Genomic DNA, 23,573 nt, shown 5'->3' with positions numbered 1-23,573 from the left:
CCATTTAAGATTATGAAACTTTCAAAATTATATATAGTTCTTGTCGTATTGATAGCGACTGGGTGTGATGTTCTGGATCAATCTCCACAAACAGCTATCTCAGAAGACATCGCTATTCGAGACCAGAAAAGTGCAGAAGCCGCATTAAACGGCCTGTACGATCAACTTCAAAGTGGTAACTACTACGGCGATAACATTCAAATTATGAGTGATGTCACTTCCGACATTTCTCAGAGTGTTGGTACATGGGATTTCTATCGTGAGATGGATACTTTTGTAACCTCGGCGGGTAACTTGGAAAACAGAAACCTATGGTTTCAGTTATACCAAACGGTTAATCACGCAAATAACTTAATCGCAGATGTGCCTTCATTGAGTGATGCATCGGATGCAGTAAAAGATGAGATCCTAGGGCAAGCATACTTTATTCGTGCTTTAGCGTACTTTGATCTTACTCGTACCTTTGGTGGCGTTCCAGGCGTTGCAGGTACTTTAGGTGTGCCTTTAGTACTAGAGCCATCTCGTCAAATTGATGAGAATAGCTTCCCAAGTAGAGCTACGATTGCAGATTCCTATGCTCAAGTTGATGCTGATTTAACTCAAGCGGCTTCACTACTTTCTGGATTTTCAACTCCAGGTAGAGTATCAGAGCCAGCAGTTATAGCACTTCAAGCACGTTTAGCACTTTACTTAGAAGATTTCACTACAGCTGAAGATTTAGCTACCGATGTAATCGATAACTACAGTTTCGAACTAGTAGAAAACTTCGCTGATATTTTCACAAACGAAAATACCTCAGAAGCGATCTTTGAATTGCAGTACAACACTACAGATGGCAACGGTATTAGAGGATGGTACTTCCCATCTAGCCGTGGTGGTCGTGGTGATATCGCTCTTCATACTGATTATGCTAACATGGTATTAGCTCGTGGCGCTGATGAGCGCGGTGAGTTAATCGGTTTTGATTCAAATGTTGGTGTTTACTACCCAACTAAGTATTCAAAGTCAGGTGGAGATGATAACATCCAGATTATTCGTTTAGCTGAAATGTACCTAAACAGAGCGGAAGCGAGAGCTCGTAAAACTCCTATGGATTTAGTAGGGGCTTTAGACGATCTCAATGAAATCAGAAACCGTGCTGGTTTAGCTGATACAACTGGAACAGGTGTTGATACTCAGCAAGAAGTACTAAACGCAATTGAACTCGAAAGAGGCATTGAGTTTATGATGGAAGGCCACAGATGGTATGATCTAGTAAGAACAGGGCGTGCAATTACTGTACTTACTAATGTAGAGCGTGAGAACAGTAACCCTGTTTCGCTTGCTGATCCAGATCGCATGGTATTCCCAATTCCTTCTAGAGACATTGACGCTAACCCGAATCTAGAACAAAATGATGCCTGGAAGGCAAATTAAAGATTATCTCTAATTGATAGTTAGATAGATAGGATAACATAAAGCCGGGGAGTGATTTTTACTCTCCGGCTTTTTTTATGCCTTCATTTTTGGAAGGGCTAGTTTGTACCGAATGGCAGCAACTCTAATTCCAACTATACAAGCTGTAGTGATGATGTAGTTTACGTTTTCAGGGACTTCAAAATAGATGCCCAAGTAGAAGGTTAAAGCTCCCATCAAACATGCCGTGGCATAGATTTCTTCTCTGAATATTAGTGGTACTTCACGGCAGAGCACATCACGAATAACCCCACCAACCACCGCAGAGGTCATGCCCATAACTCCAGCCATAAAGGGGTTTAAGCCAAAACTCAAAGCTTTCTCCATACCACTGATAGTGAATAGCGCGATCCCTATAGTATCAAAAATAAAGAGTGGCTTGGTGATACTATTGAATCGGTTTCGAATCAAGAAAGTAAAAGGGATTGCTGAAAGTATTACAATGGGGTAGGTGATGTCGGCTATCCAAGTAATGGGGTGGCTGTCTAATAAAATATCACGCATTGTACCCCCACCAATTGCCGTGGCGAAGCCAACCACTGCAGCTCCGAAAATGTCCATGTCTTTACGAGCGGCCATGCGAATTCCAGAAATTGCAAACACGAAGGTACCGATTATATCGAGTGCAGAAATTAAAGTCATGGTTTTAGATTAGAGTAAATGGTGATTTAAGGATATAAAAAAAGTGCCACTATCAAATAGACAGTGGCACTTCTATTTGAACAAGGTTGAATTATGGACGGAATTTAATGTCCACCTTCTTCGTAGAATTAACTTCAGTAGCTCTACGTGTAAGTTCATTCTGCATGTTTTCAGTAGCTTTAATTAAAGCTTGAGCTGATGCTGCTTCTTCATCTGCAATAACAATAGGTGTACCATTATCGCCCGCTTCACGAATAGGCTGATCTAATGGGATTTCACCAAGTACAGGTACATTAAGCTCTTCAGCTAAGCGTTTAGCACCACCTTCTCCAAATATATGGTATTTCTTTTCAGGCATATCTGGTGGTACGAAGTACGACATGTTCTCAATAACGCCAAGTACAGGTACATTTACTTTCTTGAACATAGCCACTCCTTTGCGAACGTCATCAAGGGCCACCACTTGAGGGGTAGATACAATAACGGCCCCACTCAAAGGTACAGTTTGAACGATGGTTAACTGGATGTCTCCTGTTCCAGGAGGAAGATCCAATACCATATAATCGAGTTCGCCCCATTCCACTTCTGTCATAAACTGTTTAATAGCGCTGGTAGCCATTGGCCCTCTCCAAACTATAGCTTGGTTCACATCTACTAAAAAGCCCATTGAAACCATTTTAATGCCATGTTTTTCAACAGGGATTAATTTCTTTTGGGTAGTGATGTTAGGGCGTTCAAAAGTATTGAACATGGTAGGAATACTAGGTCCATAGATATCGGTATCCATGAGTCCTACTTTAGCTCCTGTTTTAGCAAGGGCTGAAGCGATATTAACCGCCATTGTAGACTTACCTACTCCGCCTTTACCAGAGGCTACAGCAATGATGTTTTTTACGCCAGGAAGTATCTGCTGAGGCTCAGCTTGTTGTTGAGGGGTATCTTCAACTTTCTTGCGTTTCGACACATTGATACCAACTTGTATATCTACAATAGCTTCTGCGTCAATAAATTTTTTGATGGCCCCTTCGCACTTAGCCTTTAGGTCGTTGGCGAGTACATCATTTTTCTCAGGCATCTCTAAAGTAAAGGTGATGTACTTGTCCTGAATGATGATATCTTGGATCATATCAAGGGAGATAAGATCCTGTTTTTCTGTGGGGTGTAAAACGTGAGCAAGAGCGGTCTTGATTTGCTCTTTGTTGATAGACATAAATTAAAAGTGTGTCGTCAATTTCATTGTTCAATTCGAGGCCAAAGATACAAATAAATAAACTTCAATATTGAATCATACAGATAGATTCGGTGGATTTATTGACCAAGGCTTTTGCATGATGTTTGCGAATAAATGTTTAACTTTGCGAACTAAATGAAATCAATACGTAAAAAGTAACATTGCTGATGACACTAAAGACTACTCCATTTCACGCCATTCACGAAAAAGTAGGCGGGAAGCTTGTTGATTTTGCCGGATTTGAAATGCCGGTTCAGTATAAAGGGATTAAAATTGAGCATGCAGCAGTACGTAATGATGTTGGTGTATTTGATGTGTCTCACATGGGGGAGTTCTTTGTAAAAGGAGAGCACGCTATGGATCTTATTCAAAAGGTAACAGTGAATGATGCATCTAAACTAGTTCCTGGAAAAGCGCAATATTCATGCATGTGCTATGAAGATGGTGGTATTGTTGATGACCTCATCGTATATATGTTAGCTGAAAACGAATACATGTTGGTGGTAAATGGCGCCAACGTAGACAAAGACTTTGATTGGATTTCGTCTCAAAACACAATGAATGCCGAGCTCATTAATGAGTCGGATGAGTATGCACTTCTGGCGGTTCAAGGCCCAAAAGCGGCACAAGCACTTCAGTCGCTTACAGATGTAGAAATGGATAAAGTAGGTTTTTATGCCTTCACTACAGGAAAGCTAGCCGGAGTAGATATGATTATCTCTGGAACGGGCTATACGGGTGAAAAAGGCTTTGAACTATACTTCAAAACTGAAGGGGTGGATGTTCAACAAGTATGGGATGATATCTTTGAAGCTGGAAAAGACTTTGGCATCGAGCCTTGTGGACTTGGAGCAAGAGATACCCTTCGCCTAGAAATGGGTTTTGCACTCTATGGAAATGATATCACAAAAGACACTCATCCATTGGAAGCTCGGTTAGGCTGGATTACCAAATTTGATAAAGGGGATTTTGTTGGAAAGGAAGCGCTTCAAAAGATTAAAGAAGAGGGTAACACACGCCAATTAGTTGGTTTTGTGATGAACGACGAGCGCAATATCCCACGTCATGGGTATGCTATTGTAAACGATAGCGGCGAAGAAATTGGAGTAGTAACAAGTGGAACAATGTCAATTACTTTAGGTAAGGGATTAGGTATGGCTTATGTTCCAAAAGAAATGGCAAAAGAAGGCAACACGATTAAAATAGCCATTCGTAAGAAAGTTGGAGAAGCTACGATTACAAGGCCTCCATTTATTAAGAAGTAGACGGTTTATAAAACAACAATGGCAAGACTAGAATACATGGACGTGTACTTTTCCGTGCAAGCCTTTCAAGAGGAAGATTTGCGAGGGAAGTCGGCGGTTATTATCGACGTACTGAGAGCAGCATCGTCTATGGTTACTGCACTGAATAATGGTGCGCGAAAGATTATCCCTGTGGGTGCAATGGAAGATGCAGTACGCATTGCCCAAACCATGGATGCTAAAGACTATCTACTTTGCGGGGAACAAAATGGGAACACCATCGAAGGATTTCACTTAGGAAATTCACCCTTAGAGTACACCAAAGAAGTGGTGGCTGATAAGACCTTAATTATCAATACCACCAATGGTACTAAAGCCATAAAAAAGGCTTCATTAGCCAACAAAATTTATGTAGGTTGTTTCTTAAACCAACAAAGTATCCTAGAAGGATTAAAAGAACACGACGATGATGTGGTTCTAATCTGCTCTGGGTGGCAGGGAAAAATGTCGTTAGAAGATACCTTATTTGCAGGTTCTGTAATCTACGAAATGTGTGAGGGTAAGCTTCCTGAGAATACAAAGGATGGCGTAAAGATTGCCTTTAGTTTATATGAAAAGTATAAAGAGAATTTAGAGCAATCGATTGGAACAAGTGATCACGCTATTCGTTTGAAGGAACTTGTACCTGATGGAGATATTCCTTTTGTTTGCCAAAAGAATAAATTTGATGTGCTGCCCACGATGAAAGATGGGATTCTAATAAATTTTAATGGCTAAGAAAAAGCTAAATACATCTACTACTTCAAATGCCGGTATTGATGACCACCGTAAAGTGGAAATCATCGGTATTATCATCATTTCTATAGCCATCCTACTTGGGCTTAGTATAGTATCTTACTCTCCTGAAGACTACCAATATGCTCGGTCTATTTCTTTTCTCGATTTATTCGATACCGATACCACTTCCCGATTGGTTAAAAACTGGTTAGGTCCCGTTGGAGCATATCTTTCGCACTTTATGGTGCATCAGCTGTTTGGGTATACCAGTATAATCTTATCGGTTCTTATGTTATTCCAAGGGTGGCACATCTTTCGTCGCCGCCCTTATAAAGAGTTAGGGTGGATTACCATTTTAGGTGTTTGGAGCACCATTCTACTATCTGCTATTTTGGCTTGGTTTAATATCAACTTGGTTATGCCTGCCGACTCGGTTTGGAGTGGTGCTGCTGGATTAGCTATCTCAACCATACTTCAAAATTTCACAAGTAGCATTGGGTCTATCATTATTCTATTCGTGATGGCCGTAATTACTATGCTTTTATTAATTGATCGCGACTTACAGAAGTCGATTGATAACCTGAAGCTTTGGATCGAAAACATTCAGCATAAGTTAGAAGACGCACGTATTGCTCGTGCCGAGAAGAAAGAGATTAAGGCTCAAGAACGTGAAGAACGGTTAGCCGCACGTAGGGCCGAGCGAGAAGCTAAAAAGGCCGATAAAGAAGAAGCTAAAGTTGAGAAGAAAGCCAAAAAGGCTACGCCCAAAAAGGAGGAGGAAGAAGTAACGCCTCCACCAACGATAGATGATATCGTAGCTCGTTCTCATGAAGAAGACTTGGAACGCATTGAAAATGAAAAGAAGCGTTCAGATGAAATTGATAACCGTCCAAGAGCTGCTTTAGATAAGAAGCTAGAAGAAAAAGAAGTGATTGATGAAGACGGCGATGATTTAGAAGTGGCCGTTTATAAAGGAGAAGGCGACGAAGAAGCTGGCGAAAGAGATCTAGATAAGATCAATAGAGATAAAGCTAAGGAAGTACCGGTAATTCGTTACAAGTTCCCAACTATAGATTTGTTAGATACGCCTCCTGGGAATAGAACAGAAGTTGATTTAGAAGAAATTCGAGAGAATAAGCGCATAATTTTAGACAAACTTAAGCGCCACAGAATTGAAATTGTAGGCATCAACGCCATTGTTGGTCCAACCGTTACTTTGTATGAATTAGAGCCAGCTCCAGATGTAAAGATTAGCAAGATCGAAAGCTATTCCAACGACCTTAAAATGGCGATGGCGTCTAAAGGTTTGCGTATGCTTACTCCAATTCCGGGGAAATCGGCTGTGGGTATTGAAGTGCCGAATAGCTCACGCGAGATGGTGTACATCAAGCAGGTTATCAATACCAAAAAATTCGTTGAAACGGATATGACCTTACCGGTGGCTTTTGGTAAGACGATCGAGAATGAAGTGTTTATGATTGACCTAGCCAAAATGCCTCACCTGTTGATGGCAGGGGCTACAGGTTCAGGTAAATCGGTTGGTGTGAATACCATCATCACCTGTTTGTTATATAAGTGCGATCCAGAGAATTTGAAGTTTGTGATGATTGATCCTAAAAAGATCGAGCTTGCTCTGTATCGTAATATTCAGAATCACTTTTTGGCAATGCTCCCCAATGCCGACGAACCTATTGTAACGGATACTTCTAAAGCGCTAGAAACCTTGAACAGCGTTTGTAAGGAAATGGATGATCGCTACGATTTACTAAAGATGGCTTTAGTTCGTGACATCAAAGCATACAACGCTAAGTTTAAATCAGGTGAATTGGACGAAGACCTCGGCCATCGTCATCTGCCATATATTGTAGTTATTATTGATGAGCTTGCTGATTTAATGATGACGGCGGGTAAACAAATTGAGGAGCCGATTGCGAGACTTGCACAGCTTGCAAGGGCCATTGGTATTCACTTGGTAGTTGCTACCCAGCGTCCATCAGTAAACGTTATTACGGGTACCATCAAAGCAAACTTCCCTGCTCGTATTGCTTATCAAGTGGCATCGAAAGTGGATTCTAGAACCATTTTAGATATGGGTGGAGCCGATCAACTTGTAGGCGCAGGAGACATGCTCTTTACCAATGGCGCAGGTATGACTCGTCTCCAGAATGCATTCGTATCCACCGAAGAGGTAGAGCGTATTAATGCATTTATTGGGCAACAAGCTGGGTATAAGGAACCTTTTCATCTGCCAATCATTCAAGAAGACAATGCAGGCATCCCTGATCCGTTAGATGACATAGACGAAATGTTTGAGTCGGCAGCGAAAGTGGTAATCTTGCATCAGCAAGGATCAGTATCGTTGCTTCAAAGAAAGTTGAAAATCGGTTATAACAGAGCCGGAAGAATCATAGATCAATTATTTAATGCAGGAATTGTTGGACCATATCAAGGCAGTACCGCTCGCGATGTACTCATCGACACCGAAGAAGAACTTCAAGAAATCTTGGATGGTCTTAAGGATTTGTAGCCTATGTAGCCTTTGGCTATTAGTAGGTGCTATAAGTGCTCACGCACAAGTATTCCCACAAGTGCGTGCCAATTTTGAACAAGGCCGCGTATTTGAAGCTAATTTTGAGCACGTCTACATCGATTCTTACACCAAAGAGTCATTAAGTAGTACAGGTAAAATTTGGGTATCTGCCGATAAGTACCGCTTAGAAAGTGAAGGACAGCTGCTTATAGTAGATGGTGAGACTTCAAAAGTATATGATCAGGCAAAAAATCGTGTAATCATTAGTGATTATTCGGAAGATGAGGATGATTTTGCACCATCTAGAATGTTAAAAGGCGTAGATTCAACTTATGTTATAGATGAAGAACGTCAGGAAAATGGGCATATGAAAATCATCATGGAAACAGAAGATGATTTTGCACTCTACGTGAAAGTTGAGATTTTAGTAGATGCTAATGCACATCCGATAAGCATAACGGCGTACGATTTTTCGGAGAACGTAATTGTAACGACGTTCAAAAACGGAAAATTTATAGATAAAAAAGAGGATCTCTTTGTACTAAGGTACCCAAAGGATGCTGAAATCGTAGATACGAGGTATTAATTGAAGACCACATTAAAAGTTTTAGCGGGTATAGCGGTAGCCGCTTTTTTCCTTTGGATTGCATTTAAAGAAGTAGAGTTTGAGCAAATTATTGAAGCCTCAAAATCTATGAGTTATGGTTGGATACTCCCATTTGTGGGCTGTATTCTTTTTGCACATCTCATGCGAGCCCTTCGCTGGAAACTACTATTCACAGATAAAGAGAAAACACCTCATTCCATCACATTGTTTACAGGGGTGATGGTAGGATATCTGTCAAATATCCCCTTTGCTCGATTAGGGGAAGTAACGCGTCCGGTATACGTAGCCCAACAAGTAGGCGAAAGCAACAGTAAGCTAATAGGAACCATTGTTCTGGAGCGCATCATCGATGTGGTGAGTATGTTGCTATTGATGACATTTGTAGTCGTATTCATGATATCGAGCCCGGATATTCTAAGCAACCTCTTTGGAATGGATATAACCGATTCAAGTGTGTTGATGTCTTTCGGGTGGTCGGCTTTGAAGTTTTTAGGAATAGTGGCCCTTGTGATTGCCGTATTGTACATGGCATTAAAAGCGTTAAGCAAGCAAGGTGGAGTCGTTGAAAAAGGATTTCAGAAGTTTAAAGAGATTGTTAAAACCTTTGTGGATGGGGTGCTTGCAGTTAGAGAACTGAAAAATTGGCCACTCTTTATACTGTATACCATTTTGATTTGGGTGGCTTACATTTGCATGACCTACATCCCTTTTTATATGTTCGATATGGTGGAAACCTTCGATCTTTCCTTCGCTGACGCTTTAGTAATTACGATGGTATCAGCAGTGGGTATCATAATACCAACACCAGGTGGGGTAGGTACTTATCACTTATTTGTGACAAAGAGTTTATTCTTACTATTTGCTGTACCAGAAACCATTGGTTTAGCCTACGGTACCATTACGCATGCATCTACTTTAGCAGTAGTGATTATTAGTACTCCTATTTTATTGGCCATTGATAAGTACGTGGTATTAAAAAAAGGCGCTACTAACGGGAACTGATGCAGATTTGAAAGGGTACACCTTTTAACCTGATTAGCTTAAACCTTGGTTTAAATTTTAGTACATTCCTAAAACTTTTTCTGATGATGAAACGACTCCTATTTGCAACCCTTATCATATTTTTTGTGGCTCCTGGAGCAGTAGCCCAAACAGGAGGCTCTCCTCAAAACTCACTATTACCAGAAATTGACCCTCAGGATATTGAGATTCGAAGTGAGTTTAAAGCTCGTTTCCCAGGTATCCGCCGCCAACCTATTTTAGGTTTTAACCCGAAGCCAAGAGTATTCCGAATTGACCCGAATAGGGTGCCTTTTATGGAATCGGATCGTGAAGCGGTAGCAAACATTGCACTTACAGAGCTAGACCGCCCCGTACCGCCTCAGCGTTCAATACTCACGAATCCTAAACGAGGTAGTATTTATTTAAAATCTGGGATTGGTAGTTTCTTAACTCCAGAGCTGGAAGCTTATGCCTTTAGAAGATTAAATGAGCAGAGTATCATTTCAGGAAATATGGACTTCACCAGTTCGAATGGGCATTTAAACAATCAAGATTCTGGATTTAGATTTTTCAACCTGAATGGCTTTTACGGTATAGACCTGAAAAATGGAGTAAAGGCATCGGTAAAAACGGGTGCTTTCAACGACTTCAATCACTTATTCGATTTATCACCAAATGTGCCGAATGATAATTCAGGCACCCCACAAAAGGATTATATAGGATTTAACGCAGGGGTGATTATCGAAGACAACCAGAATTCACTAGAAGGCTGGCAGGTGTATCTAAATGGAGCAGTCCTTGATGTGGACTTAATGGCTCCGAATGCTGCATTACGTGGTGGTCAAGGCGAGCAACATATTCAAGCAGGCTATGAGCGCACGTGGGCAGGTAAGAAATTATACGATGTGTTCACGGGCAACATTGATCTTAGAATGGGGAATTACTCATCGGAAGAAAATGGCAATACGCAGTGGATGAACACACAAGCTACTTTTGAGTACTCTACCTTATATAATTATTCCACAACTATAAGCTTAGAAGGTGGATTGGCTTACCTCTCGGATGGTAATCGCAACGGTGTAGCTTTTATTTCAAATGCTTCGATGCATCATACTATCAAGCAGGGTTTATCCCTTTCGGGAGCGCTGTTTACTCGTCCAGAAATGAAGACCCTTTGGGAGCATCATCAAACCAACCGCTTTATTGGTGCTAATGCCATGCTCGAATACCAATACGAGATGGGTGTGAATGGTGGACTTGAGTATGCCCCTATAGAAGCGACGAAATTATATAGCACAGTTACATACAAGTTTGTTGATAACTACGGCTATTATATGCGAAATGAAGAGTTATTCGGTGCAAATGAAGAGCAGTTATTTTACGAAGTCAATTATGCCGATATAAATAGCTTTAAATTGGAAGTTGGAATAGCACAACAAATTACGAGCGACCGGTTCTGGTTTGATGGGCGGGTGTATGCACAGCGCATGGAGCTAAAATCAGGAGGCGATGTACCTTTTGAAGAGCGATTAGGTGCAGAAGGCATGCTTTCCTTTAAACCATTGTCAGATGTATCGATAAGTACTTGGTTGCAGTATGTAGGAAAGCGTGAAGACCCAGCCAATGATGAGGATTTAAGTGCTTACAGCTTATTAAATGCGGAAGCAGAATATAGCTTAAATGAAAAATTTGGGGTTTATTTCAAAGTATTGAATATTCTAGGACAAAAATATGAGATCTGGCAAGGTTACGAAGAACGCCCATTCCAGATATTCGGAGGCATTAAAATTAATCTCTAAGCTATGACCAAAGCATTTTTAGAAGCATTTGTTATTACAGTGCGTGATCAGATCATAATGAAAAACACCGTGGAAGTGAAAGGCTTAGGTGTGTTTAAGGCTGAACATATGAGCCAACAACAAGAAAAAAGAGCGGACGGTACCACGGTTATGATGCCTCCAAAAGATTATATGGAATTCAAAGCCGATTTGGAGGACTAAGCCATGTTAATAGATAATGAGAAATTAGTTGGCTTATTGATGGAAAACTCTGGCTTGGAGCAAGAAAAAGTTGAAAAACAGCTTGCTGAGTTAGTATCTGATATCAAAAAAGCATTAGAAGAGAACGAAGCGTATGAAGTTGAAGGCTTTGGTATTTTTAGCAAGCTTGGAAATAACATTCATTTTATACCCTCTGAAGACCTAGAAACAGAAATTAATTATAAATATGTAGGCATGGAGCCTATTGAACTTCCTGGCAGTGGTGATTCAAGTTCTGAGGATAGCTCTGGCATTGAAGACAAAATCGAAGACGAGCCAACATCAGAGGAAGAGGAGGAGAATCCAATTGAAGGATTGCTCGATGAAAGTGCAAGTAAAGAGTATGAGGATCCTTTCGCAGAGATCTTTAGTGAATTAGATGAGGAAGAATCTGAGGAAGAAACGGAAGAAGATACTACTGAGCCTGAAGAGGAATTAGAAGAGGACGATATTGACTTTTCTGCACTAGAAGGAGATGGCACCGCAGAAGATGAGCTAGATGATGATCCGTTTGGTGGTTTAGAAGAAGATACAGACGAAAGTATCGAAGACATGGATACTACGGATGAATCATTAGAAGAAGAGCCTGAAACAGAAGAAATAGCGCCAAGTGGTGAATTCTTAGACGATTCAGTTTTTGACACAGAAGCTGAATCCGAAGAGGAAGAAGAAGCTCCAGGTCCAGATAAATGGGGAATTGATGCCCATAAAGAAGAAGATACTGAAAACGCTTTTGCTGGTTTACTAGGGGCAAATGCGGCTGAAGGAGACTCTGATGACAGTGATGAATCGGATGAAGAAGAAGATTTAGATTTCTCTGAATTAGACGGTACTTCTAGCGACGATTTTGATGATCCTTTTGATGAGTTTGATGAGGAAACGCAAGAAGAAGAACAAGATGACACTCTTGATGACTTCGTACCTGTTGTAACCAATGTATCATCAGGTAAAAAAGCTAAATCGAACAAAAAAGAAGCAGCTAAAGAAGAAGAGAAAGGAGAAGCGGATAAAGAGGCCGGAAAACTAGAAAGCAAAACTCCGAAATCACCAAGAGACCGTAAACAAGGATCTCCTGTATTCTTATATATGATATTGGCCTTAGTGGTACTTGGAGGTGCAGGTTATGGACTTGCGTACTTTGGAATTATAAACATACAAGGTATTACCCCTGCTTCGAATACCACTCAACAACCTGCTGTAGCACAAAATAATGTGCAACAAACTCCACCTCCACCAGTTGAAACCCCACCAGCTACACAGCAACCAACTGCTACGGAGCAAGAAGTTAGCCAGCCCGTTGAAGAACCAGCGGCTACAACAACAAGTGAGGAAGTAACAAATCAGCCTGAAGAAAATACTTTCACGCCTGAAAACAGGGTAGTGGATACCGAAAATGAAGCTCCAGTTGAAGCCCCTGCCACTAATGAGGCTGTAGAAGTAAATGCAGATACTTATGGGTTAATGGGTAGCGTTACAGATGCTGGGAACAACGGCTACACGATAGTGTTATACACCTTAAGTAGACAAGACGGTGCTGAAACACAATATCAGAGATTAACAGATCTAGGGTATAGAGCCATGATTATTGAACGCCCTTCAGATACTTATGGCGTTTTATATAGAGTGGCTATTGGACAATTCGCATCACTCGCTGATGCCGCTATTGCCGCTGAAAAACTAGACGCAGATTTTCTTGGAAACTATTTAATTGCTAAAATTTAAAATCACATCATCTACATGAAATACCTTCTTTTCCTACAGCAAGATTCATCTGCCGTAGCCGACTCATTAGCTATGGCCTTGGAAGGAGAAACCATAACGTTATTTGACTTATTTGTGGAAGGCGGAATCTTAATGATTCCAATATTTTTGCTCTTTATGCTTTCTATGTATGTAATTGTAGAACGATGGATGGCATTAAATCGATCTCACACCGACACCGATCGTTTTCTGCATTCTGTTGAAGGAATGTTGAAGTCGGGCCGCCAAACAGATGCACTTGCGTACTGCGATGATTTTGACAAGCCATTAGCACGTATCATTAAGGCAGGTATCAAGCGCTTAGGCCGACCAATTCGTGATATTGAAGACGCTATAGACAATGCGGGTAAAAAAGAGATTTTCTTCCTTGAAAAACGCATGAACTGGTTAGCAACTATTGCAGGAGTGGCTCCATTGTTAGGTTTCACAGGTACTGTAACGGGGATGATTGAAGCCTTTATGGATATTCAGTCGTTACAAGGAAATGTAAACCCAAGTGAGTTAGCGGGTGGTATCTGGGAAGCTTTGATTACCACAGCAGCAGGCTTAATGGTAGGTTTGATAGCATTCGGTTTTTATAACTTCCTGTTAGGCAAAATTAACCGTTCGATTTTTGAACTTGAAAATGCATCGGCCGACTTTATAGACTTATTGCAATCTCCAGCACCTAAAAAGCAGGCATAATTATGGCGCGCGATTTTAGAAGAGGCGATAAAAGACTTACACCACTTTCGTTATTCTCGCAATCCTCTTTGACGGATATCGTACTCCTTTTGCTGATTTTCTTTCTGCTTACATCCTCATTTGTAACCAATTTCGGTATCAAAGTGGATATCCCAAAGGCAGAATCAGGTTCTTCTGCAAATAACGATGTTGTATCGGTGGCGATTACTAAAGACGGTGAGTTCTATGTAGATGGAGACCTCACTGCCAAAGGATCATTAGCCGTGGAAATTAGAGCTGCACGCAATAATAAGACAAGTGAAACGCTTATACTACGTGCCGATAAAGACTCTAAACTCGATGATGTAGTGCGTGTAATTAACATCGGTAAGGCACTAAACATGAAATTCTTTATAGCTACGGAACAAGGCTCCATATAGCATGGGTAAAAGTAAATTCACAAAAGACGACAGCATAGCACTTACGGTAACGTTAAGTGTAAGCATCGTTATGCTTTTATTTTCGCTTTGGTATACTCTTGATATGAACCAGACCTTCCGCCCTTCGTTTGTGGAAGTAGAATTTGGTGAATTTCAAACAGGTACATTAGCCGAGTATTCAGAAGTAAAAGAAGAAGAAGTTGCTACCCGCCCAAACCCTTCAGAAGTAAAGACGGAAGAGCCCGTTGAAGAAGTGCCCAAGCCCGAAGAGCAACCCGTTAATCCAACCGAAGAAGTAACCAAGCCGGTTGATTTGCCAGATGAAGTGGAAGAGGTAATTGAAGAGCCCGTTAAAACTCCTGAAACAGAAGTGGTAGACCCTACCAAGAAAACTGCGGAAGAAGTACAGGAAAAAGTGGAAGTGCCTCCCGTTGCCAAAGAAGATTTGAGTACGAATGAAGGAGCCGAAGAGAGTGGAGATATAAAAGGCAATAGAGGAGAGACCAACGCTGATGCAGGTACAGGTAGCGATGATGAGAAGTCTGCGCCTTACGAGCTGAAGTGGGAAGGAAATCTTGAACGAGAGCCCATGGTTCAACCCCTTCCAAATAATACCGCAAATGCTGAAGGGGTAATATCTGTTCGCTTCCAAGTAAAGCCCGATGGCTCGGTGGGTTTAATTATCCCATTAAAGAAAATGAATCCTGAACTCGAAAAAGAAGTTCAAAGAACACTGAAAAGTTGGAAATTCTCACGCCTACCAAGCGGTGTTCCACAAAAAGCACAGTGGGGTACCATTACCTTCCGCTTTGTGTTTGGCTAATCACTTAATTCAATACGTATGAAAAAGTTACTACACCTACCTATAGGATTACTAGCTCTTTTATTTTTAGTAATCGGTTGTTCGTCTTCTACTGGAAATGATGGTAAGAATGATGAATTCATAGATGAAAATACATGGATCAGAGAAACCATGAGCTTGTATTACTTCTGGAATGACCTCGTTCCAGACCAAACAGATGGAAGTATTAATCCCGTGCCTTACTTCCAAAGCATGCTTGATTCTACAGATACTTTTTCATACATCGTTGAAGACGCTGAAGAACTGAATAGTAGTTTAGAAGGCTCAGCCTTTACAACTGGTATTTCACCCGGATTTGGGATTTTTGCGGGCACCAATGAAGTGTTTTTTGTAATCGAGTTTGTATATCCAAATACCCCCGCTGCTGAAGCTGGTTTGAATAGGGGTGATATTGTGCTTGAAGTAGATGGTCAAACGATGACTACTAGTAACTATCTAGAACTCTACTATAGCGGAAATTCAACTATAGATTATACTCTAGGGGAGTATTTACCCGATCAAAATGCTATAGCAAATACAGATTCTGTAGTAACGGTGAATCAGTTGGAATTGGATCTAGATCCTATCGCATATACCAATGTATATGAATACGGCGACAGAAAAATTGGATACTTATTCTATGCTCGTTTCTTAAATGGAAAAGATGACGTTTTCATCGAAAGCATGGATAACGCCCTTCAAGAGTTTAGCAATCAAGGGATAAACGAATTAGTAGTAGATCTTAGATATAACCCTGGTGGTAGAATTAGTGCTGCAGAAAATATAGCTAACTCTATAGTCCCTCTTTCGGTGGCTCAAAGTGAAGAAGTGTTTGTGAGTTTTCAGTACAACGAAGGACTGCAAAATTTCTATGAAGAACAGCAAGGTCCTAATTCACCTAACTTATTCGTTCGTTTCGATGAAGATCCTATAAACCTAGGCTTGGAAAGAGTGTTTTTCTTAACCACTTCAGGGTCGGCTTCGGCAAGTGAGCTTATCATCAATGGTTTAGACCCGCATATGGAAGTGATTCACATTGGTGAGAATACCTTCGGAAAATTTTATGGCTCCTTCGTATTTACAGGTGATGAGGCCACTCCGCCCAATAACTATGGTATTGTTCCAGTTACATTGAAGTACGCAAACTCATTAGGAGTAACAGATTTCAGAGACGGACTTACCCCAGATTATGTTGTTCCAGATAGTTTAGTAACCAACCCGTATGATATTGGTGATGTAAACGATGCAATGTTTAAAACAGCTATTGATATCATAACTGGGAATAATACTGGGCCTGCTAAGATTGGTCCTCGTAGATATGAAATGCTACCCGATTGGTATAAGCTTAAGCGAGGTAACATCTTAGGAGAGAAGTCGATAATTAAGTAGAAATTCTCTCAACGATTTTAGCGGGTCTCATTAATTTGAGTGCCCGCTTTTTTTATGTGAATGATTTGCCGTATATACCTTTGTCTAACTGTTTGTTATTTATTTGGGGAGTCAAAATTTGGGATTAAAGAAGAAGGACAAAGCGTGATTTTTCGCTTCACAAATTTTTACCTATTGCTTGCTTCTCTTACTATACATTCAGTGGATAAGAATCCACAGTAACTAACTAAAGTATTTATGGGTGTTATGATAAAGGAATGGAAAAAACTAACTACTGCGATGTTCGCACTACTATTGGTAGTATTTACAGCGAATGTTGCACAAGCACAGATCTTTGGACATGGGGAGGAAAACCCAAATCCAAAATTTGAGCAAAAAATGTTTAAGGATCTTCAATACAGAAGTATTGGGCCTTACAGGGGAGGACGTTCAGTAGCCGTATCTGGACACGACTCACAGCCTTACACATTTTATACCGGATTTACCGGTGGCGGCGTTTTCAAAACCACAAACGGTGGTAACAGCTGGTTCAACGTATCAGACGATTACTTTAAAACAGGTTCGGTAGGCGCAATTACTGTTGCCCCATCTGACCCAAATGTAATCTATGTTGGTATGGGTGAGACCGATATTCGTGGTAACATGAGTGCGGGTGACGGTATGTATAAATCTACGGATGCTGGTAAAACTTGGACCTATTTAGGTTTAGGTGATACGCAGTTTATTGGTGATATCGAAGTGCATCCAACTAATGATGATATCGCTTGGGTAGCTGCAATGGGACCGTTATTCGGTGACGTTGATAGCGAATCTAGAGGTGTTTATAAAACAACCGATGGTGGTAAAACTTGGAATAAGGTATTGTACAGAGATACCAAGACGGGTGCCGTAGATATCTCGGTTGACCCTAACAACCCTAGAATTTTATTCGCAGCCCTTTGGGAAGCTTACCGTAATCCTTGGGAAATGAGTAGTGGTGGCGATGGCGGCGGACTATTCAAGAGTACCGATGGTGGTGAAACTTGGGTTGAAATTTCTCAATACCCAGGATTACCAAAAGGTATGCTCGGTAAAATTGGTGTTGCGATTTCACCGGCGAACTCAAACCGAGTTTGGGCGATCATCGAAAATGACAATGGTGGTTTATTCCGCTCTGAAGATGGTGGAGACACTTGGAGACGTATCAGCAAAGATAGAAACCTACGCCAGCGTGCATGGTACTATACCAAAGTTGTAGCCGATCCGAAGAATGAAGATGGTGTTTATGTATTGAATGTAAGTTTCTTGAAGTCTACGGATGGCGGAAGCACATTTAGCAGAATTAGTACTCCACACGGTGACCACCATGATTTATGGATTTCACCAAGCGACCCGCAGCGTTTTATTATTGCAGATGATGGTGGTGGACAGGTTACTTATAACGGAGGTGAAGGATTCTCTTCATACATGACTTCGGCAACGGCTCAGTTCTATCAAGTAACTACAGACAACCAATTCCCATACATGATTTATGGAGCTCAGCAGGATAACAGTACAGTTGGTATTCGTAGCCGAACAAGTGGCTCAGGAATTACTGAAAGAGATTGGTGGCCAGTAGCAGGTGGAGAAAGTGGTTATATTGCTCCAGATCCAGAGAATCCAAATATCACTTATGGTGGTAGCTATGGTGGTTACTTAAACAAGTATGACGCTGAAATCGGCTTAAGCGATCGCGTTGATGTATGGCCAGATAACCCAATGGGTGCTGGAGCCGCTGAGCTGAAGTACCGCTTCCAGTGGACTTTCCCAATCATCATTTCTCCACACGACCCAGATGTACTTTATACTACATCACAAATGGTTCACCGTTCTACCGACGAAGGTATGAGCTGGGAAGTAATTAGTGGCGACTTAACAAGAAATGACAAGTCGAAGCAGCAAGAGTCTGGTGGTCCAATCACAAAAGATGATACTTCAGTAGAGTACTACAACACAATTTTCACTTTTGTTGAGTCTCCTATCGAAAAAGGTGTATTCTGGGCTGGATCAGATGATGGTTTGATTCATATCAGCCGCGATAACGGAAAAACTTGGGATAATGTAACTCCTAAAGGTTTACCAGAAACGATGATTAGCATTATTGATGCTTCACATCATGATGCAGGTACTGCTTATTTTGCAGCTACTCGTTATAAATTTGGTGATTTCCAGCCACAACTTTATAAGACTACGAACTATGGTAAGTCTTGGAAGAAAATTACCAATGGTATTCCAGAGATGGACTTTACTAGAGCGATTCGTGAGGATCCAAACAAGAAGGGCCTACTTTACGCAGGTACCGAAACAGGTATGTATGTAAGTTTTGATGCTGGTGAGAACTGGCAAGACCTACAATTGAATTTACCGCCTACTCCGGTTACAGATATAGCTGTTCATAAGCGCGACAAAGATTTAATTGTGGCTACTCAAGGTCGTTCTTTCTGGGTACTTGATGATCTTCCTGTACTTCATCAAGTGAGCGATCAAATCGCTAAGAAAGAGAATCATTTATTTGCTCCTGAAAAGACTTACCTATTTGGTGGTCGTAGTTGGGGTAGTGATGAAATGGCTATCGGTCAAAATCCAGAGCGTGGCGTAGTTGTTTACTATACACTAAAGGATGAAGTTGATGAAGAAATCAAAATGGAATTCATCGATCCTAAGGGTCAAACTATCCGCACATACTCAAGTATGAAAGATGGTAGCGGAAGACCTGTGAGAAGCTCTTCTGAGTTCTATGACGACGGTGGTGTACCTTCATCAGTTGTTAAGAACGAAAGCGGATTGAACAAATTCGTATGGGATCTTCAGTATCCAGAAGTTACAGGCCTAAATGGTGTGCAAATTCTTTGGGCAGGTAACACAGCTGGACCTACGGCTATTCCTGGCGACTATAAAGTTAAAATGTACATTGGTGATAAGATGGTAGGCGAAAGAGATTTCACTATCGTGAAAGATCCACGTTTAACAAATGTTAGTCAGAAAGATTTCGAAGACCAGTTCCAGTTAGTTAAAACAATTAAGGCGAAGTTGGATACTACTCATAAAACGATTAACCGTATTCGCGAAATACGAGCTGAAATCAATGAGTTAACAGCAGAAGCTAAAGACAACAAGCAGATTCAAGAAAGAGCAAAGAAAATGCTCGCTGCTATGTCTGAAATTGAAAATGAATTGGTTCAAACTAAAGCTGAATCTGGTCAGGATGTGCTAAACTTCCAGATTAAACTGAACAACAAACTAGCGTCGCTAGCAAGTACTGTGGCAACAGGGTACGGACGTCCTACCAAGCAACAGTATGAGGTGTACGATGACCTAGCAGCTAAAGTAGATGTACAGTTCAAGCGATTGGAGCAAGTACTTGAAGGCGAATATGATTCTATCATCATGGAATTAGAAAGCAAGAGTATTCCAATTAAGAACTAATTAGTTCTATCAAATTAAAAAGCCCTGGTCGATTTCGATCAGGGCTTTTTTTATGCTTAATAAATAATGTAAAGTAAAACGTTAGCCTTCAGACTTTTCTTGAGTGCCCTCAGTAGTAGAACTTGGCATGGCATTGCGAAAGTTAAGATCTCTTTGAGGGAAAGGAATCTCGATATCATACTCTCTAAACTTTCTTACAATGGCTTGGTTTAATTCATTAAGAATGGAGTAGTGGTCTTTTACATTAGCTACCCATACCAAAAGCTTCATATCCCAAGCTGAATCGCCAAAAGAACGTAAATGGACGTCATGCTTTGGTGTTTTTAAAATCCTATCACATTCTTCCGCTACTTCATTTAGGGCTTTAATAACCAAATCAAGATCGGAGCTGTATGAAACTCCCACATCGAGCACCAATCGATAAGTAGGGTCGCCATAGGAGTAGTTCACTACATCTTTTGAGATAAACTCTGAATTCGGCACAATGATGGAAATATTATTCAATGATCGAACCGTGGTAGATCGAATATTGATTTCTTGTACATCACCTTCAATACCATTCACCAACACTCGATCGCCAATACTAATAGGGCGTTCAAACAAGACAATAAGACCTGAGATAAAATTGGACGTCACATTCTGTAAGCCAAAACCAATACCCACAGAAAGGAAACCAAAGATGACCGCCAACCCAGTTAAGTCAACCCCAATGAATTGAAAAGAAACTAACACACCGGCAATTAGGACGATGTATTGGGTAATCCGTGAAAGGGTGAAACGTAATCCGGGATCGCTAATAAAGCGTGGAAGTACTTTTTTGTTGAGAAGCTTTTTCAGCGAGGAAGCCAAAAAAGAAAATCCTACAATGAATAGGATAAAGATGAAGATAGAGAAAAGGGTTACAGGAGTGTCTTTTACTTCAAATAACGTAGTTTCAAAAATCTGTGCTAAATAATCATATACATCTGATAATGAATATGATTCTGTTGAAGAAGTGGCAGTTGAGTCAGCTTGCATAAAATAGTTACACTAGGGTTTAACGAGTGACTCTAAAGTACGCCAAATTCACAAAAAACGAATACTATCAGATGGGCTTAAAGTAGAATTACTTTCGCCCTTTTTGTGGAGTGCTAGGTGAAGACCGACTTTTCATCATGCGGCGCATCAGTTGATCTAGCTTATCAAGTTGTTCTGGACTACATAAAGCACGAACATTCATGAAATAATCGAAATTGATTTGTTCTATTTGCCCAGCCAAAAACCCAATTTCACCCGTAAGTTCCTCAATGGATACTGAGTCATCTTGAGGTTCGCGTAACTTTGCATACAGCTCAGAACGTTTTGCGTTCATTTCCTTTTTTACGGCATTTAATTCTGTTCTATGCCCACTCATAACCTCACGCAATTCAGCCGTTTGTGCCTCAGTGAATTCTAGCTTCTTGGCTAAATAAGCGGCGTGATCGTAAGTGCGGTATCGATCTTTAGAGCGGTTATTTTTTAGCTCTGGGATGGTCAAGAATGAAATCAGTACAAGGTTGAGAACAACAAGTATGCTGATGGTCGCGATCGTAAATTTTTTCTTTTCAAAAAAGCTCATAGTTACTCCAAAGACGTAAGAGTGATACTGTAATCAGGGAAATACTCATCAGCAAATTCAACGATTTCATCTGAAGTATCTACTGAAGATTGTGAATTAACAAACCAAAGTACGGCTACATTTAGCATCAAAATGATGAATACAGCAGCGTATTTTTTAAACTCAGTAAGTGTAAAAATGCGAGCTGTTTGTGGAGCACTTTGAGAATCTATAGCATCTAAACGAGTGTTTAAATGATCCAGAAATTGATCGGATACATGAACTTTTTGAGGGTTCGAAGCCTCGTTCATCATCTCATCAAGGTGTGCAGATATGTTGTTCTTTGATTTCATAATAGAGCAATTATACCATTAGGCGAAGTTCCTTGTAAAAACTTGTGCATGATTAGAAATATTTTTCATAGTTGGCTTCCATGATGTTTCGAAGGTTTTTCTTACTTCGGTGTACTAAACTTTCAATACTCGACAAACTACGATCCATGATTTCAGCAATTTCTTTGTAGCTCACTCCATCACTTTGGCTAAGAGTAAATGCAATCCGTTGCGTTTCAGGCAGTTCTTCTAAACAATCATGGATAAACTGTTGTTGCTGTTTTTGGAGAAGAGCTTCTTCAGGGGAAGCATCTGGACTTTCTTTCATGCTCATTTCAAGATCAGCTGCTTCCGAGCGAACGCGCTTTTCGAAGAAAGCGGCACGTTTTAGACTTCTTCTTTTTTTGAGTTCGTCTAATGATTTGCTAACGGCAATACGATACATCCACGTATATAATGTAGACTCTTCTTTGAACTTTGAAATCGTACGATATACTTCTACAAATACTTCTTGAGTGAGGTCTTCTGCGTCATTTTCATCTTTTAAGAACCCATAGCATACACTCATAATCTGATCTTTGTACTCTTCAACCAATTGATTGAATGCACTTCGATCACGACTTCTAAGTTTATGTATGAATGACGATTCCTCCACTGCAAATAATTTAGCGTATTAGGCGCTAACAGGTCCGAAAACTTGTAACACGATTCTATTTAATAGGTGTCGATCTGTTTTTTATAAATACCTAGATCAGGGGAGAACTTAGGTCGTGTTAAGTTTGCTTCAAAACCTAACTTTCTAAAAGAATCATAAGCATGAATAGCTACGAAGTCCTGCTCGTAAATACCAAAAACACTAGAGCCACTTCCACTCATGGACGCATAGCTAGCCCCAAATTCGTAAAACTGATCTTTTATGTTACCCACTAATTCAATGCGCGGGAAGACGGCGGCCTCTAGATCATTAATCACAAGATATTGCCATTCTTCCACGTCTTCTTCAAGCAGAACCGTTTTTAAAGAGAATTCAGGCTCTGCATTTGGTTCACAATACTGATACGCCTCGGGGGTACTGCTAGGTATCCCTGGAAACACGGTAACTACCCAAGCGTCGGTTTGCAAATCGAGCGGCTCAATTTCGGTGCCTAAGCCTGTTGCGAAACCTGCCTGTCCTTCGATAAAGAAAGGGACATCAGCACCTAGTTTTTTCCCGAATTCAATTAGCTGTGAGGTCTCTAAACCTAAGTTGGCAATCTTGTTAATCATGCGAAGCGTTGTAGCAGCATTGCTACTTCCACCCCCTAAGCCTGCGCCCGCGGGGATGTTCTTTTCTACTTTAATGTGAAACTGATCTTTAAGCCCAGCTTCGGCCTCCAGTAATTTGATTGCCTTTACTATGAGGTTGGTGTCATCAATAGGAATTTTTTCATCACTCATGGTTAGGCTATTTCGGCTTGAAGGTGTTACTTCAAATCGGTCGGCCCATTCGATGAAACAGAACCCTGTTTCAATAGTGTGATAGCCGTTTTCTAGACGTTCTAATACATTCAATCCTAAATTTATTTTAGCATATGAATTTGAAATCCAAAGGTCTTTCATA

21 protein-coding genes are annotated in these 23,573 nt (G+C 40.7%); 14 read left to right on the top strand and 7 right to left on the bottom strand.

Annotated features, from left to right (window positions below; genetic code table 11):
• Positions 1-12 precede the first annotated feature (12 nt).
• Entirely contained in the window at positions 13-1,416 is a 1,404-nt protein-coding gene (locus B155_RS0106925) for a RagB/SusD family nutrient uptake outer membrane protein (RefSeq protein ID WP_018127529.1), read from the top strand.
• Positions 1,417-1,491: 75 nt separating this feature from the next.
• Here the strand turns inward: B155_RS0106925 and B155_RS0106920 are convergent, their stop codons facing one another.
• Together B155_RS0106920 and B155_RS0106915 are read right to left on the bottom strand one after the other, a co-directional pair.
• Entirely contained in the window at positions 1,492-2,097 is a 606-nt protein-coding gene (locus B155_RS0106920) for a trimeric intracellular cation channel family protein (protein ID WP_018127528.1), read from the bottom strand.
• A gap of 91 nt (positions 2,098-2,188) precedes the next feature.
• Positions 2,189-3,307 (bottom strand): Mrp/NBP35 family ATP-binding protein, encoded by a 1,119-nt coding sequence (locus tag B155_RS0106915; RefSeq protein WP_018127527.1) that lies wholly within the window; start codon positions 3,305-3,307, stop codon positions 2,189-2,191.
• 188 nt (positions 3,308-3,495) lie between these two features.
• Here B155_RS0106915 and gcvT point away from each other — a divergent pair, with 188 nt between their 5' ends.
• The 13 genes from gcvT (at position 3,496) to B155_RS0106850 (ending at position 20,065) form a co-directional block, all read left to right on the top strand.
• Positions 3,496-4,593 carry a glycine cleavage system aminomethyltransferase GcvT gene (gene gcvT / locus B155_RS0106910; RefSeq protein ID WP_018127526.1) on the top strand — a complete coding sequence of 366 codons (1,098 nt, stop codon included), beginning with the start codon at positions 3,496-3,498 and terminating at the stop codon, positions 4,591-4,593.
• 18 nt (positions 4,594-4,611) lie between these two features.
• A complete protein-coding gene (locus B155_RS0106905) occupies positions 4,612-5,349 on the top strand; it encodes a 2-phosphosulfolactate phosphatase (protein ID WP_018127525.1) in 738 nt (245 codons plus the stop codon).
• A complete protein-coding gene (locus B155_RS0106900; RefSeq protein ID WP_018127524.1) occupies positions 5,342-7,876 on the top strand; it encodes an FtsK/SpoIIIE family DNA translocase in 2,535 nt (844 codons plus the stop codon). Before B155_RS0106905 ends, B155_RS0106900 begins: the two co-directional genes overlap by 8 nt.
• Entirely contained in the window at positions 7,857-8,465 is a 609-nt protein-coding gene (locus B155_RS0106895; protein WP_018127523.1) for a LolA family protein, read from the top strand. The genes B155_RS0106900 and B155_RS0106895 overlap by 20 nt, the downstream gene beginning before the upstream one ends.
• Positions 8,466-9,488 carry a lysylphosphatidylglycerol synthase transmembrane domain-containing protein gene (locus tag B155_RS0106890; RefSeq protein WP_018127522.1) on the top strand — a complete coding sequence of 341 codons (1,023 nt, stop codon included), beginning with the start codon at positions 8,466-8,468 and terminating at the stop codon, positions 9,486-9,488. It begins immediately after the preceding gene.
• Between the two features lie 83 nt (positions 9,489-9,571).
• Complete coding sequence (locus B155_RS0106885; protein WP_018127521.1) at positions 9,572-11,287, top strand: TonB-dependent receptor; 1,716 nt, start codon at positions 9,572-9,574, stop codon at positions 11,285-11,287.
• Between the two features lie 3 nt (positions 11,288-11,290).
• Positions 11,291-11,488 carry an HU family DNA-binding protein gene (locus B155_RS0106880; RefSeq protein ID WP_018127520.1) on the top strand — a complete coding sequence of 66 codons (198 nt, stop codon included), beginning with the start codon at positions 11,291-11,293 and terminating at the stop codon, positions 11,486-11,488.
• Positions 11,489-11,491: 3 nt separating this feature from the next.
• On the top strand, positions 11,492-13,249 hold the full coding sequence (locus tag B155_RS0106875; protein WP_018127519.1) for an SPOR domain-containing protein: 1,758 nt from the start codon (positions 11,492-11,494) through the stop codon (positions 13,247-13,249).
• Positions 13,250-13,264: 15 nt separating this feature from the next.
• Positions 13,265-13,972, top strand: a complete 708-nt coding sequence (locus B155_RS0106870; RefSeq protein ID WP_018127518.1) for a MotA/TolQ/ExbB proton channel family protein — start codon at positions 13,265-13,267, stop codon at positions 13,970-13,972.
• Positions 13,973-13,974: 2 nt separating this feature from the next.
• Positions 13,975-14,391 (top strand): ExbD/TolR family protein, encoded by a 417-nt coding sequence (locus tag B155_RS0106865; protein ID WP_018127517.1) that lies wholly within the window; start codon positions 13,975-13,977, stop codon positions 14,389-14,391.
• Position 14,392: 1 nt separating this feature from the next.
• The gene (locus tag B155_RS0106860; RefSeq protein WP_018127516.1) at positions 14,393-15,214 is read left to right on the top strand and encodes an energy transducer TonB; all 822 of its coding nucleotides are present in this window, start codon (positions 14,393-14,395) and stop codon (positions 15,212-15,214) included.
• An 18-nt stretch (positions 15,215-15,232) separates the two neighbouring features.
• Positions 15,233-16,621: a S41 family peptidase gene (locus B155_RS0106855; protein WP_018127515.1), complete on the top strand. Its 1,389-nt coding sequence runs from the start codon at positions 15,233-15,235 to the stop codon at positions 16,619-16,621.
• A gap of 237 nt (positions 16,622-16,858) precedes the next feature.
• Entirely contained in the window at positions 16,859-20,065 is a 3,207-nt protein-coding gene (locus B155_RS0106850; RefSeq protein WP_018127514.1) for a VPS10 domain-containing protein, read from the top strand.
• Positions 20,066-20,146: 81 nt separating this feature from the next.
• On the opposite strand, the gene B155_RS0106845 is transcribed toward B155_RS0106850, so the two are convergent.
• The 5 genes from B155_RS0106845 to ispE all read right to left on the bottom strand — a co-directional run bounded on the left by B155_RS0106845 (position 20,147) and on the right by ispE (position 23,572).
• Positions 20,147-21,082: a mechanosensitive ion channel family protein gene (locus B155_RS0106845; protein ID WP_018127513.1), complete on the bottom strand. Its 936-nt coding sequence runs from the start codon at positions 21,080-21,082 to the stop codon at positions 20,147-20,149.
• 88 nt (positions 21,083-21,170) lie between these two features.
• Positions 21,171-21,662, bottom strand: coding sequence for a Spy/CpxP family protein refolding chaperone (locus tag B155_RS0106840; protein WP_018127512.1), 492 nt, complete (start codon positions 21,660-21,662; stop codon positions 21,171-21,173).
• Positions 21,663-21,664: 2 nt separating this feature from the next.
• Positions 21,665-21,994, bottom strand: a complete 330-nt coding sequence (locus B155_RS0106835; protein WP_018127511.1) for a hypothetical protein — start codon at positions 21,992-21,994, stop codon at positions 21,665-21,667.
• Between the two features lie 52 nt (positions 21,995-22,046).
• Entirely contained in the window at positions 22,047-22,628 is a 582-nt protein-coding gene (locus tag B155_RS0106830; RefSeq protein ID WP_026167244.1) for an RNA polymerase sigma factor, read from the bottom strand.
• 59 nt (positions 22,629-22,687) lie between these two features.
• The gene (ispE, locus tag B155_RS0106825) at positions 22,688-23,572 is read right to left on the bottom strand and encodes a 4-(cytidine 5'-diphospho)-2-C-methyl-D-erythritol kinase (protein WP_018127509.1); all 885 of its coding nucleotides are present in this window, start codon (positions 23,570-23,572) and stop codon (positions 22,688-22,690) included.
• Position 23,573: the final 1 nt, after the last annotated feature.

Source organism: Balneola vulgaris DSM 17893 (genome assembly GCF_000375465.1).
GTDB classification, from domain to species: Bacteria; Bacteroidota; Rhodothermia; order Balneolales; family Balneolaceae; genus Balneola; species Balneola vulgaris.
Note: the sequence above shows the minus strand (reverse complement) of the source record. Positions and strands in the feature narration are given on the sequence as shown.